General features: G+C 65.8%; 9 protein-coding genes. 5 read left to right on the forward strand and 4 right to left on the reverse strand.

All coding sequences use genetic code 11. The features are described from left to right. Positions 1-2: 2 nt before the first annotated feature. Positions 3-1,607, reverse strand: coding sequence for an ABC-F family ATPase (locus FAZ21_RS01065; RefSeq protein WP_136771421.1), 1,605 nt, complete (start codon positions 1,605-1,607; stop codon positions 3-5). A gap of 285 nt (positions 1,608-1,892) precedes the next feature. Between FAZ21_RS01065 and FAZ21_RS01070 the strand changes: the two genes are divergently transcribed. Further along, entirely contained in the window at positions 1,893-3,065 is a 1,173-nt protein-coding gene (locus FAZ21_RS01070) for an aminotransferase class I/II-fold pyridoxal phosphate-dependent enzyme (protein WP_136771422.1), read from the forward strand. Between the two features lie 64 nt (positions 3,066-3,129). Beyond that, positions 3,130-4,830: a cyclic-di-GMP receptor FimW-related protein gene (locus FAZ21_RS01075; RefSeq protein WP_136771423.1), complete on the forward strand. Its 1,701-nt coding sequence runs from the start codon at positions 3,130-3,132 to the stop codon at positions 4,828-4,830. A gap of 54 nt (positions 4,831-4,884) precedes the next feature. On the opposite strand, the gene FAZ21_RS01080 is transcribed toward FAZ21_RS01075, so the two are convergent. Genes FAZ21_RS01080 through FAZ21_RS01090 form a run of 3 tightly spaced genes read right to left on the reverse strand, consistent with a single transcriptional unit; the run spans position 4,885 to position 7,312 of the window. Continuing rightward, positions 4,885-5,220: a hypothetical protein gene (locus tag FAZ21_RS01080; RefSeq protein ID WP_136771424.1), complete on the reverse strand. Its 336-nt coding sequence runs from the start codon at positions 5,218-5,220 to the stop codon at positions 4,885-4,887. Continuing rightward, on the reverse strand, positions 5,211-6,026 hold the full coding sequence (gene pabC / locus FAZ21_RS01085; RefSeq protein WP_136771425.1) for an aminodeoxychorismate lyase: 816 nt from the start codon (positions 6,024-6,026) through the stop codon (positions 5,211-5,213). The genes FAZ21_RS01080 and pabC overlap by 10 nt, the downstream gene beginning before the upstream one ends. Beyond that, positions 6,023-7,312 carry an aminodeoxychorismate synthase component I gene (locus FAZ21_RS01090; RefSeq protein ID WP_136771426.1) on the reverse strand — a complete coding sequence of 430 codons (1,290 nt, stop codon included), beginning with the start codon at positions 7,310-7,312 and terminating at the stop codon, positions 6,023-6,025. Before FAZ21_RS01090 ends, pabC begins: the two co-directional genes overlap by 4 nt. A gap of 319 nt (positions 7,313-7,631) precedes the next feature. On the opposite strand from FAZ21_RS01090, the gene FAZ21_RS01095 reads away from it, so the two are divergent. The 3 genes from FAZ21_RS01095 to FAZ21_RS01105 all read left to right on the forward strand — a co-directional run bounded on the left by FAZ21_RS01095 (position 7,632) and on the right by FAZ21_RS01105 (position 13,331). After that, positions 7,632-8,870 carry an ABC transporter substrate-binding protein gene (locus tag FAZ21_RS01095; RefSeq protein ID WP_136771427.1) on the forward strand — a complete coding sequence of 413 codons (1,239 nt, stop codon included), beginning with the start codon at positions 7,632-7,634 and terminating at the stop codon, positions 8,868-8,870. Positions 8,871-8,931: 61 nt separating this feature from the next. Beyond that, positions 8,932-11,991, forward strand: coding sequence for a glycoside hydrolase 5 family protein (locus tag FAZ21_RS01100; RefSeq protein WP_136771428.1), 3,060 nt, complete (start codon positions 8,932-8,934; stop codon positions 11,989-11,991). Then, positions 11,988-13,331, forward strand: coding sequence for a glycoside hydrolase family 125 protein (locus FAZ21_RS01105; RefSeq protein WP_136771429.1), 1,344 nt, complete (start codon positions 11,988-11,990; stop codon positions 13,329-13,331). Before FAZ21_RS01100 ends, FAZ21_RS01105 begins: the two co-directional genes overlap by 4 nt. Position 13,332: the final 1 nt, after the last annotated feature.

Consider the following 13,332-nt stretch of genomic DNA (forward strand, 5'->3'; position numbering starts at 1 on the left):
CGTTACGCCACCCCACGGCTTTCCAGGTAGTCCTCATAGCCGCCGAGGAAGTGGTTATAGGTACCGTCACCGTTCAGTTCCAGCACCTGCGTAGCCAGCGAGGACACGAACTGGCGGTCGTGCGAAACGAAGATCAGCGTGCCGGCATACAGCTCCAGCGCCATGTTCAGCGATTCGATCGATTCCATGTCCATGTGATTGGTCGGCTCGTCCATCACCAGCACGTTGCTGCGTTGCAGGATCAGCTTGCCGTACAGCATCCGGCCCTTCTCGCCGCCCGACAGCACCTTGACCGACTTCTTGGCGTCATCGCCGCTGAACAGCAGCTTGCCGAGCACGCCACGGATCACCTGGTCGTCATCGCCTGGCTGGCCCCATTGCTTGAGCCAGTCGGTCAGCAACATGTCCTCGGCGAAGTCTTCCTCGTGGTCCTGGGCGAAATAGCCGATCTCGGCCTTTTCCGCCCACTTCACGATGCCAGCGTCCGGCTTGAGCACGCCGACCAGCAGCTTCATCAGCGTGGATTTACCAACGCCGTTGCCGCCGATGACCGCCAGCTTCTGCCCGGCTTCCAGGATCAGATCCAGACTCTGGATCAGCGGCTTGTCGAACGATTTGGAGAGATTGCTCAGCTCGAATGCCTGGCGGTGCAGCTTCTGCTTGCCATCCAGATCGAAGCGGATATAGGGGTTCTGCCGGCTGGAGGGCTTCACCTCCACCATGTTTTCCTTGATCTTGTCGGCCAGCTTCAGGCGGCTGGTGGCCTGTCGGCTCTTGGATTTGTTGGCGGCGAAGCGCGAGGCGAACGCCTGCAGTTCGGCGACCTTTTCCTTGGCCTTGCTGTTGTCGGCCAGCAGGCGCTGTCGTGCCTGGGTCGATGCCAGCATGTAATCGTCGTAGTTGCCCGGGTAGATGCGGATCTCACCGTAATCGACGTCGGCGATGTGGGTACACACCTGGTTCAGGAAGTGGCGATCGTGGGAAATGATCAACATGGTGGATTCGCGCGTGTTCAGCGTGTCCTCCAGCCAGCGGATGGTGTTGATGTCCAGGTTGTTGGTCGGTTCGTCCAGCAGCAGCACGTCCGGATCGCTGAACAGCGCCTGCGCCAGCAGCACCCGCAGCTTCCAGCCCGGCGCCACTTCCGACATCGGGCCGGTATGCAGCTCGATCGGAATCCCGGCGCCCAGCAGCAATGCACCGGCACGCGCCTCGGCGGTGTAGCCGTCGTATTCCGCCACCTTGCCTTCCAGCTCGGCGGCGTGCATGTAGTCGTCCTCGGTCGCGTCGGGGTTGGCGTAGATCGCGTCGCGCTCGTGGATGGCGTCCCACAATTCGGTGTGGCCTTGCAGCACCACGTCGATCACGCGCTGATCTTCATACGCGAACTGATCCTGCTTCAGCTTGCCCAGGCGCACGCCCGGCTCCAGGCTGACGTTGCCCGCGCTCGGCTCCAGGTCGCCACCCAGTATCTTCATGAACGTGGATTTGCCGCAGCCGTTGGCGCCGATCAAACCGTAGCGGTTGCCATCGCCGAACTTGACGCTGACTTTTTCGAACAGCGGCTTGGCGCCGAACTGCATCGTGATATTGGAAGTACTGATCATGGGTAGTCTCGTCCTTGCCCCAACGGCCGCACTGGCCATTGGTAATAAAATCGTCCAGCCGCCCTGGTCACCGGCCCTGCCATTCCCATGCCATCCACCACTTCTCTTGGGGGGCTATGCAAGGGAATCGGACTTTCCTGATATACACGGCAAGGCCAAAAGCGGAACTTCTTATTGAAGTGGGGTACCCCGCGGAGCGCATTGCGTGCCCTGGCACGCGGCATCCACGGCAAGGCATTGAAGCGATTCCGAAAACCCCGCACTTTATCACAGCGAGCCACAGCCATGCTTTCCAAGCCCCGTGCCGCCTCACGACTGGCGCAGATCGAGCCGTTCCAGGTGATGCGTATCCTCGAAGCCGCCAAAACCCTGGAAGCCCAAGGGCGCGACGTGATCCATCTGGAGGTCGGCGAACCCGATTTCCCCACGCCGCCGACCATCGTCCAGGCCGGGATCGAGGCCATGACCGCCGGGCATACCTTCTACACCCCCGCCACCGGCCTACCCGCGCTGCGCGACGCCATCGCACGCTTCCATGAAGAGCGTTTCGGCGTGCAGATCGATCCGCGCCGCATCATCGTCACCCCCGGCGCATCGGGAGCGTTGCAGTTGATCCTGGCGCTGCTGGTGGGGCGCGACGACGAAGTGCTGCTGGCCGACCCCGGCTATCCCTGCAATCGCCACCTGATCAGCCTGTTCGAAGGGCGGCCGGTCACGATTCCGGTTGGCGCCGACACCCGTTTCCAGCTCAATGCCGGACATGTGGCGCAACATGCCTGCGCGCGCAGTGTCGCGGCGCTGGTCGCCAGCCCCGCCAACCCAACCGGCACGGTGCTGGAACCCGCCGAAATCGCCGCGCTAGCGCAAGCATGCCGCGAACGCGGCATGGCGCTGATCGTCGACGAAATCTACCAGGGACTGGTCTACGACCGCCCCCATGAAACCGCGCTGTCGGTGGTGGACGACGCCTTCGTCGTCAATAGCTTCTCCAAGTTCTTCCAGATGACGGGCTGGCGCCTCGGCTGGCTGATCGCGCCGGAATGGGCGGTACCCGATCTGGAAAAACTGGCGCAGAACCTGTTTCTCGCACCACCCACCATCGCCCAGCACGCGGCCTTGGCAGCGTTTTCAGACAAGACGCTGGCTTTACTAGACAACCGCAGGTTGGAACTTGATAACCGAAGGCGCCACCTTTACCGGCTGATTTCCGACATGGGGCTGACAGTGCCTTGCATACCCCAAGGTGCGTTTTACCTTTGGGTAGATTTTTCACGGTTTACTGACAACGCTGAGGCCTTCGCACAGCGCCTGCTCCATACCGAAGGAGTGGCCATTACACCCGGCTCCGATTTCGGCGGAAACCCAGCATTCGTACGGCTTGCATATACCCAATCCGTCCAGCGGCTGGAAGCCGCCTGCGAGCGGCTAGGCCGTTCGTTCCGTGGCAGTTGCACGTAGCGTGCCACTGACATAACCTGAAGAAATATGACAAGAATTAGCTGACACGGGAGGTACCCCTGCCATGTTCGATTTCAAAGGACTGATCGGCGCATTGTTCAGTCGGGAACAACAGCAAGGCGTCCACGACTACAAATCCGCCACCATGTTCATGCAGGAGTTGCCCGAGAGCGACATCCTGCAAGCGCATATCGAGATCGTGAAGGCGTTGCGGCAACTGAACGGCAACGCTCGCATCAGCCTGAAAGAGCGGATGCGCACCGTGCCCTACCTGGATGAAAAAGCACGCAGCCTTCAGGATCACCTGATCGAGGTGTATTCGGGCAGCCTGATCGACGATCACGCCGCGCCACACCAGGTGCTGCCATCCATCCTGGCCTACTGGCACCAGATGGCCGAAGCCTACCGGCTGTGCATCAAGCAGGCACTGCAGGCCGGCACGCGCCACTTGGAACAGCAACTGCACCTGTTCCTGGTGCGCTCGCTGCTGCACTACAACCAGGAAGTGAAATGGGGCTACCTGCGCTACATGGAGATCGACGGCCGTGTCTGGCGCAACCTGAACCGCGTCTACCACTATGCGGAACACCTCAAGGTCACCACCACGCCGGTGCAGCCCTACCCCGAAGCGGAGCTGACCGACGCGCGCCGCGAGTACCTGCAACCGCTGATGCTGGCGCTGTCCAATCCGGAAAAGCTGCAACCGTCGCAGATCGAACTGGTCTGGCACTGGTTGCGCCGCTGGAGCGGCCGCATTGAACTGGAGCTTCAGATCCGCCCCAACCGCCAGTTGTTCGCGGTGAACATCGCCGGCTCCACCCCACCCAAGCGGCTCCGCCGCGACATGGTGGGCGACAACTGGCGCTACTGGTTCACCGAAGCGCTTGTGCAGCACGCCCGTGACGTGCACGACCAACTGGACCGCGGCGCCAAGCCCGAGGCGCATGGGCTGCCGATGGAATCCGCCGACCCGGTCCACCTGGAGCTGATGCACAAGCTGCTGAACCTGTGGTCGCGCGATATTCCGCCGCCGGTGCGTCGCTTCGAACGCCAGGACATCCGCAAACGGGTGCAGGTGGTGCGCGGGCTGGACGACGTGATCCGCTTCCTGCGCGGCCAGAACGGCGGCGGGCATCGCCTGATCGATGCCGAACACTGGGTGCTGGAAAACGAAAGCAGCGGTGGCTACGGCATGAACTACAGCGGCAAGGGCGACGACAAGCTGCTGGTGGGCGAGGTCGTGGGGCTGGGCCAGACCGAGGGCCGATCCTTCACCGTCGGCATCATCCGGCGCATCACCAAGCACCGTAACGGCCATGTGCACGTGGGCATCGAACGATTGTCCGCCAACCCGGTGGTGGTGGAACTCAGCCAGCTCCAGGGCGGGCGCGCCTTCCACGGCCTGTATGCCGCAGATGCGGGTACCAACGCCAGCGATCGCTTCCTGATGCTGCCGCACACGTTCTTTGCCGCACATCGCGAGTTCCACCTCGCCGCGCAAGGCAAGAGCTATCGCATCCGGCTGGACCCGGCGCTGGAGCACGGCGGCTACACCGCCATCTCGCGCTTCTCGGTGCTGGAACGGCTGGAAACGCAGCCCGTGTCACATCCCGGCGCCAACGGCGCGGGTATCAACGGCGCAGGGCTGAACGGCGCGGCGCATGGTCATCATCCGACCCACACCGAGGCCGGCGTGAACGGCAACGCCGTCAATGGCCACTCGCCGCACACCACCCTGCCCGGCGCGGGCCCGACGATGCACTGACCGGGTTCCGCGACCACGGCGACGGCGCCCACCCCATCGCGGGGCCGGGCGCCGTCAACGTTTGGCGCGCGGTTTTGGTGTGGGGGTCGGCGTGGGCAACGGCGTGGGCGTGGGGGTCGGCATCACCTGGGCGCAGCGGCCGTAGCGGTCGTACTCGGCGTTCACCTCGGTCAGCCTGGCATTCAGCTTCTCGATGTTGTAGCGATAGGTTTCGCGCGTGAGCCGGGTCTTGATCAACTGGCGCTCACGCACCAGCTTTTCGCAGCGCTCCCGCTCCAGCCGCAACAGCTTGTCCGGATCGGCCCGATAAGGGGCTGGCGTGGGAGCAGCGGCCAGCGCTGTCGAGGCGGCCAGCGCCAGAATCAGCAGGGCACGGAATTTTACAACCACGTCGTTTCGTCCTTTTCCAATTGAGCCAGCTTGGCGGCCACGCCGATATCCAGCGCGTGCGCGCCCCAATGCTGTCCGGCCAGCTCGCGCACCGGCACCAGCCCGATCACGCTGTTGCATAGCCACAGCCGATCCGCTGCCATCAGCGCGGCCGGCGTCAGCAGCGTCTCGCGCACGGCCATGCCCATCTGCGGCGCGGCCTCCATCATCACTTCGCGCATCACGCCGGCCACGCCGCCGCTATCCAGGCGCGGCGTGAACAGCACGCGGCCCGACAGCGCCAGCAGATTGCTCATCACACCCTCCACCACGTGGCCGTCGCGATCGAGCAGCAGGCCTTCGAAGATGGCCGGATCGTGCCATTCGGCGCGCGCCAGCACGTTTTCCAGCCGGTTCAGATGCTTGATGCCCGCCAGACGCGGCTGCCAGCTCGCGCGCGTTTCGCACCAGCGCACGCGCACGCCATCCATGGGTGGGCGTTGCGGTAGCGGCGCTGCCTGCACCATGCGGTTGGGCGCGCAATGTTCCGGCGCGGCATAGCCACGCTCGGAATCGCCGCGTGTGACGATGATCTTGATCACCGCATCATTGGGCTCCAGCGTGGCGATGTCGGCCAGCAGCGTGGCTTCGTCCGGCGCGGCGATGCCGAGCGCGGTGCAATCGTGCACCAGCCGGGCATACTGGCGCGACCAGAAACGCAGGCCACCACTCTCGCAACGCAGCGTGCAGAACACGCCATCGCCGAACTGGTAGCCCCGGTCGAGCAGCGTGATGGAATCGGCGGGAACCCCATTGACCAGTCTCATGCTTCCACTCCCAGCGCGCGCAGCAGGCCGCGTGCCTTGTGCCGGGTCTCGGCCAGCTCGCGCACGGGATCGGAGTCGGCGACGATGCCGGCGCCGGCGCGAAACGCCAGTTGCCTGCCCTGCATGACGAAACTGCGGATCAGGATGTTGAAATCGGCCTGGCCGTCATGGCCGACGTAACCGAGCGCACCGGTGTAGGCATGGCGCGGGCGGTCTTCCAGCTCACGGATGATTTGCATGCAGCGTACCTTGGGGCAGCCGGTGATCGTGCCGCCCGGAAACAGCGCGCGAAGCAGATCGCGCGGCGTGAGGCCCGCACGCAACCTGGCGCGCACATTGGATTCGATGTGATGGACATAAGCGTAACTCGCCACGGCCATCAATTCATTGACCTGGACCGTGCCGGGCACTGCGATCCGCCCCAGATCGTTGCGTTCCAGGTCCACCAGCATGATGTGCTCGGCGCGTTCCTTCACCGTCCCGAGCAGCCGCGCCTTCAGCGCATCGTCTTCCTCGGGAGTGGCGCCGCGCGGATGGGTACCGGCGATGGGCCGGGTCTGCACCAGGCTGCCGCGCACGCTGACCAGCCGCTCCGGCGAGGAGCTGACCACGTGACGCCCCCCACCCAGGTCGAACAGCCCGGAAAACGGCGCGGGGTTGGCCGCCCGCAACCGCGCGTACAGATCGTGCGCATCGCCCTCGCCCAGTATCACCTCCCAGCCGCGCGACAGGTTTACCTGGAATACGTCGCCCTCGACGATGTAACGCTTGCACGCGGCCACGCCGTCCAGGAATGCTTGGGGATCGTCCTCCGCGACCTGCGCCACTGTCAGCGGCGCGGCGGTCCAGGCCGGTCTCTCGACCAGATGCTGGCGCAGCGCCTCCAGGTGATCGACGGTTTCCGCCGTCAGCCACGCCTGCCCCGTGGCACGATCGAGCAGCACCGCCGCCGGGCAGTACACCAGCGCGGCACGGGGGAAATCGTCCTCGGGACGCGCATCGACCGTGGGCTCGAACGCCTCCAGCAACTCGTAGCCGGCATAGATCACCCAGCCGCCGTAGAACGGCAGCGGCCCGGCCGGCGTCCCGCCCAACGGCAGTCCCGCCAGATCGCCAAGAAAGGCGCGCTGCCCCGCTGCGGCGTAATCCAGGCGCGCCTGCGGCAACGCGAACAACAGGTCCCAGCCGCTATCGCCCGAAGATTGGTACAACGCGGGAAACAAATCGGGATGGCAGGCGGCCAGGGCCGGCAGATCGGGAGGGGTATCGAGGGCAAATGAGAACATTCCGCGATTGTACCAAGGGCCTGCTTTAGCGCGGCGAACGCCTTGCAGCTATCTGCCTGGACACGTGCCACCGGGATCTCCACCGCGAACCGGTGGCTCGAACCGATTTTGTTTAGTGATGACAACGGTCGTTGCCAACCAGCTTTTTTTCTTCGCTTGCGCAATCGCTGGTGGATACCCGACGGGGGATCAGGCAGCCAGCGGGGTACGGCCATGCACGCGATCGATCGGGGATTTCCCTTGATTTACTAAACAGGATGACGATTCTACGGTGTGCCCATTGAATAGCCCTTCGGCTATCGCCCCTCGGGAGCCCCCCATGAAACCGCGCATTCTCCTCGGCATGCTCGTTCTGGCCTTCGCTGGCGCCGCCCAGGCACAGACCACCGTCGAGTACTGGTCCAACAGCCTGTCGCCCAAGTTCGACGGGGTGATGAAATCGCTCACCGCGCAGTTCAACGCCTCGCAAAGCGACGTCAAGGCAGTGTGGGTGGACGTACCCTGGGACAGCTATCAGGCGCGCGTGATCGCCGCCGTGGCAGGCGGCAAGCCACCCGGTCTCGTCAACCTGACGGTGCCATGGATGGCGTCGATGGCACAGCAAGGCCTGCTGCAACCGCTGGATGCCGGAATGGCCGGCTTCAAACAGGTGTACACCCAAGGTGCGCTGGCCGATGTGAGCTACGGCGGCAAGCTCTACGGCCTGCCCTGGTACAACCAGGTGGCGGTGCTGGCCTACAACCGGGCCTTGTTCGACAAGGCCGGTGTCAAGATGCCGCCCAGGACCACCGCCGAAACCTTCGCCGCCGCCCGCCAGATCAAACAGCGCACCGGCGTCACCGGCTTCATTCCCAAGCTGAACGAGGAAGGCATCACCCAGGTGTTCCTGCTGGAAGGCCTGCCGCTGGTGAAGGATGGCCGCGCCGTGTTCAACAGCCCGGCACACGTCAGGCTGCTGGAGCAATATGCCCGCGCCTACCAGGATGGCTCGATCCCGCGCGATGTGTTCAGCATCGATTTCGAAGCGCTGATCGCCCAGTACGGCGCCGGCAAGGTGGCAATGCTGAATACCGCGCCATCGGCGCTGATGCGCATCAAGACCGACTCGCCCGCCATCTATGCGCGGACCGCCGTGGCGCCGCACCCGGTGGGCGCGGCGGGCGTGCCCCCGGGGAACCTGTTCATGTGGTCGGTTCCCAAAGGCTACCGCGATGTGGACGCGGCAGTGGCACTGGGTCGCTTCCTCACCAGCGACGCGGCGCAGCTGGCGTTCTCGCGCGCCACGGAAACCACGCTGGCGTCCTCACGCGGTGCGCTGGCCGATCCATACTTCCAGGCAGGCGCGGCCTCGGGCGATCCGGCGGCCAAGGGCCGGGCCACCGCCGCCAATTCGGGCGCGACCGCGCGCACGCTGGTGCAGACCGGTCTGCCCGATGAGGCGGCGATGATCCAGCGGCTGGCGCAGGCGCTGGAAGAAGCCGTCACCGGACGCAAGCCGGTGAAGCAGGCGCTGGACGGCGCGGTGGCGTACTGGAACGAACGCCTCGGCAAGAAGTAACCCCCTCGCCCCGCCGGCCCGGCGCCGACGGGGCGAAACGCATCGACGCAGGAACCCCATCATGACCGTGCTCGTCTTTCACGATCCGCAACTGCCCTTCGACGGCACCGCCCCCGATGCCGACGCCTTGGCCCACTGGCGCCGCCACGCTGTCACGGCGGATGCCGCCCAACTGGCCGAACAGCTCGCCACACTGGGCGCGGGCGATGCGGTGCTGCATGCCCACGGCCGCTATTTCCCGCTGGCCGCCCACCCGGCGCTGCTGGCCTTCCTGCAACGGGGCGGCGGCCTGGTGTCGCTGGGCCGGCAGCCCCTGTCGCAGCCGATCCACGATGGCACGACCATGGCACCGCAGGCCGCGCTGTTCCGCGACCTGGACATCCACGAGATGCTCGCGGTCGATGCCGGAAACGCGGTGCGGCTGACCGTCGGCGAGGAGTTCTCGCTACTGGCCGGCGCCGAAACGCTGTTCGAACCGGGTGCGGCCACCGACGGTTTCGTGCTGATGCCGACCAAGCACAAGGACCAGCCAGCCGACTCCGGCTCGGCCGGCCCTATGGATGCGCACATCTACCCGTTGCTGCTGGCCCGCAATGCCGCCGACGCGCCCATTGCCGCGCCGGTGGTGCTGATCGAACGCCATCGTGGTGTCGGTGCCGGCGGGCGCTGGTTATTCGTCAACGTCGATCCGACCCCGGCGTTCTGGGGCAATGGCGGCGCCCGCACCCTGCTGGACTGGGCGTCATTCGCCGCGCACGGTGCCACCGAATGCTGGCTCAAGCCCGATTTCGCCTGCTATCTGCCGGGCGAGGTACCGACGCTGACACTACAACTCGAAGCCCTTTCGCCGGCCGCCAGCCGCGAATGGCGCGTGGAACTGACCATCGCCGGCCCGAACGGCGCGCGCTGCTTCGCCACCGCGCTGACGCTGCGTCCCGCGCACGGCCCGGTTTCCCAACGGCTGACGCTGCCGTTCGCCGTGGTCGCCGGCCCCTATGCCATCACAGCCACGCTGCGCGCCGACGATGGCGAAACCCGCCAGTTGCGCCAGGGCTTCTGGGGCTGGGACGACACCTTGCTCACGCGCGGCAGCCGGCTGAAAGCCGGCCGCGATTATTTCGAGCGCGATGGCGAACCGCTGCCCATCGTCGGCATGACCTACATGGCCAGCGACGTACACCGCAAGTTCCTGCAACTGCCCAACGTGGCGGCGTGGGACGACGACCTGCGCGACTTCGCCGCGCTGGGCATCAACTACGTGCGCACCGGCATCTGGAGCGGCTGGCGCCACGCCATGTTCGTCGATGGCCATGCCAACGAGGCGGTGTTGCGCGCCATCGACGCCTTCATCCTCACCGCCGCGCGCTACGGCCTGGAAACCTGCTTCAACTTCTTCGCCTTCACGCCCGAAGCCTGGGAAGGCGCCAACCCCTACCTGGACCCGCGCGCCCGCGCCGCACAGAAGCGCTTCATCGGCGCGGTGGTGGCACGCCACGCGCACAGCACCTGCGTGCACTGGGACCTGATCAACGAACCGTCGCTGTTCGACCCGGCGCGCATCTTCCTGGGACCGCGCACGCTACGCGACCCATACGAAGTGGCCGCGTTCCGCCACTGGCTGCAAACCCGGGAGCCGGAGCTCGCCGTGTGGCGCAACCGCTGGGATGTCTCGCCGACGCAATTGCCGTCGTGGGACGCGCTGCTGCCGCCGCAACCCGAGGACATCGGCTTCAACCCCACCGAGATCGCGCCGCGCCAGCACGGCATCTGGCTGGACTACACGCTGTTCACCCAGGCCATGCACAACGAATGGGCCGCCGACCTGACCGAACATATCCGCGCCCTCACCGGCGATGCGCTCGTCACCGTGGGCCAGGATGAAGCGCTGGGCCAGCAACGCCCGGCACCATTCTTCTACGACCGTGTGGTGGACTACACCACCGTGCATAGCTGGTGGCTGAACGACGCACTGGCGTGGGACACGCTGTTCAACAAGACGCCATGCAAGCCGCTGCTGATCCAGGAAACCGGGATCATGCATGTCGAGAATCCGAACGGCCGCAGCAAGCGCGGCGAGGCGGAACTGGCCGCGCTGCTGGAGCGCAAGTACGCCTATGCCTTCGCCGGCGGCGGCGCGGGCGCGGTGCAGTGGATCTGGAACATCAACTACCACATGGACAACATCAACGAGTCGCACATCGGCGCGGTCCGCGCCGACGGCTCGCGCAAGCCCGAGACAGCGGTAAGCGGCGATTTCGGCGCGTTCTTCGCCAAGGTGGCGCCATTGATGCGCGAGCGCAGCCTACCGCAGGTGGCCGTGGTCCACCCATACGCCAACGATTATGGCAATCGCCGCAGCGCGCAGGAAGCCACGCAGCGGCTGGTCCGCGTGCTGCACTACCAACTGGGCGTGCCGCTACGCGCCGTGAGCGAATATCACCTCGATGCACTGTACGACGACCCCGCGTCGCTGGTCCTGGTACCCAGCCCGCAGGCACTGTCCAACCAGGCGCGGCAGCAACTGCGCCAGTTGCTGTCGATCCAGCCGGTGAAGGTGCTGCTGACCGGGCCCGCGTCACTGGACGAATACTGGAACCCGGCCGATTCGCTGTTCGACAGCAACGGCGTGGACGTCGCCAACGTGATGCGCGAGGAAGCCTGCGACATCGACGGCCAGCGCCATCGCGCCGCGTTCGGCGGCGAAAAGATCGCCCGTGTGCTCAAGGGACGGCTGGACGGCGCGGCGCTGGCGCAGGTCCACGCGCAGCCCTGCGGGGCGGGTACATTGCTGTGGTGCCCACTGCCGCTGGAGCTGTCCGACAGCGAGGACACGCTGGCCGCGCTGTACCGCCACGCGCTGGCGCAAGCCGATGTGACCGCGCCGTTGCGGTGTGATGGCGGCATTCCCCACGGCATCTACCTGGAAAAACTGCCTTATGCCCAGGGTGCGCTGTGGATCGCGGTAAACGAATCCGCGCTGAACGAAACGCTCTCGGTACACGATGCGCGACAGGGCTATTGCTTCGAACTGCCCGCCGGGCGAGCGCTGCTGTTCGCCACGGACGCCCAGGGCGCAGTGCTGGCCAGCTTGCGCGACCAACCCGTGGCCTGCCTGTCATGAACGCGCCGCATCGCCCCGAAACACCGCGTTTTCGCAGCGCGGCGGTCGAAGCCCGGCTGGCGCAAGTGGCCGCGTTGATCGACGACGAGGCGCTGCGCCGCATGTTCACGCAGTGCTATCCCAACACGCTGGACACCACGGTCCGGCATACACCCGACGATGGCAGTGGTCAGCCCGACACCTTTGTCATCACCGGCGATATCCACGCGCTGTGGTTGCGCGACAGCGCGGCGCAGGTGTGGCCCTACCTGCCGCTGCTGCGCGAGGACGATGCGCTGCGCCACATGGTGGCCGGGCTGGTACGGCGCCACGCGCGCTGCCTGCTGCTCGATCCGTATGCCAACGCTTTCAACGACGGCCCCGGCGACAGCGAATGGGCCAGCGACCAGACCGAGATGCGCCCCGAACTGCATGAGCGCAAGTGGGAGCTGGATTCACCCTGCTACGCAATCCGTCTGGCGCATGGTTACTGGCACGCCAGCGGGGACGCCGCGCCATTCGATGCAGACTGGCTGGCGGCGATGCGCGCGGTGCTGGACACGCTGCGCGCGCAGCAGCGCAAGCGGGATCGCGGCCCATACCGCTTTCGCCGCCTGACCGCATGGCAATCGGATACGCTGCCGTGCGACGGCTGGGGCAACCCCGCACGCCCGGTCGGGCTGATCGCATCGATGTTCCGGCCGTCCGACGACGCCTGCGTGCTGCCATTCCTGGTGCCGTCCAACTGCTTTGCCGTGGTCGCGCTGCGGCAACTGGCCGAGCTGGTGGATGCGCTGTATCGCGATCCGTCCTTCGCCGCCGAATGCCGCGCGCTGGCCGACGAGGTGGATGAGGCGATCCGCCGTCATGCCATCGTGCACCATCCGGTGCACGGCGAGGTGTTCGCCTTCGAGGTGGACGGCTTCGGTAACGCGCTGTTCATGGATGACGGCAACGTGCCCAGCCTGCTGTCGCTGCCCTACCTGGGTTACGTGACGGCGGACGATCCGGTCTACCGCGCCACGCGCGCGCTGGCGCTGTCGCACGATAACCCGTGGTATTTCAGCGATGCCGCGCTCGGGCTGGCCGGCGTCGGCAGCCCACATACGCTGGCGCCGATGGTGTGGCCGATGGGCATCGTCATGCGCGCGCTGACCAGCGATGACGACGCCGAGATCGCCGACTGCCTGCGCATGCTGCGCGCGAGCGACGCCGGCACTGGCTTGATGCACGAATCGTTCGATGTGCACGACCCCGCGCACTACACCCGCGCCTGGTTCGCCTGGGCCAACACCCTGTTCGGCGAACTGATCGTCACGCTGGCGGGGCAACGCCCTCATCTGCTGAAAGGCAGGTATTGAG

Origin of the sequence: Chitiniphilus eburneus (genome assembly GCF_005048205.1) — a bacterium.
In the GTDB taxonomy this organism is placed as follows: Bacteria; Pseudomonadota; Gammaproteobacteria; order Burkholderiales; family Chitinibacteraceae; genus Chitiniphilus; species Chitiniphilus eburneus.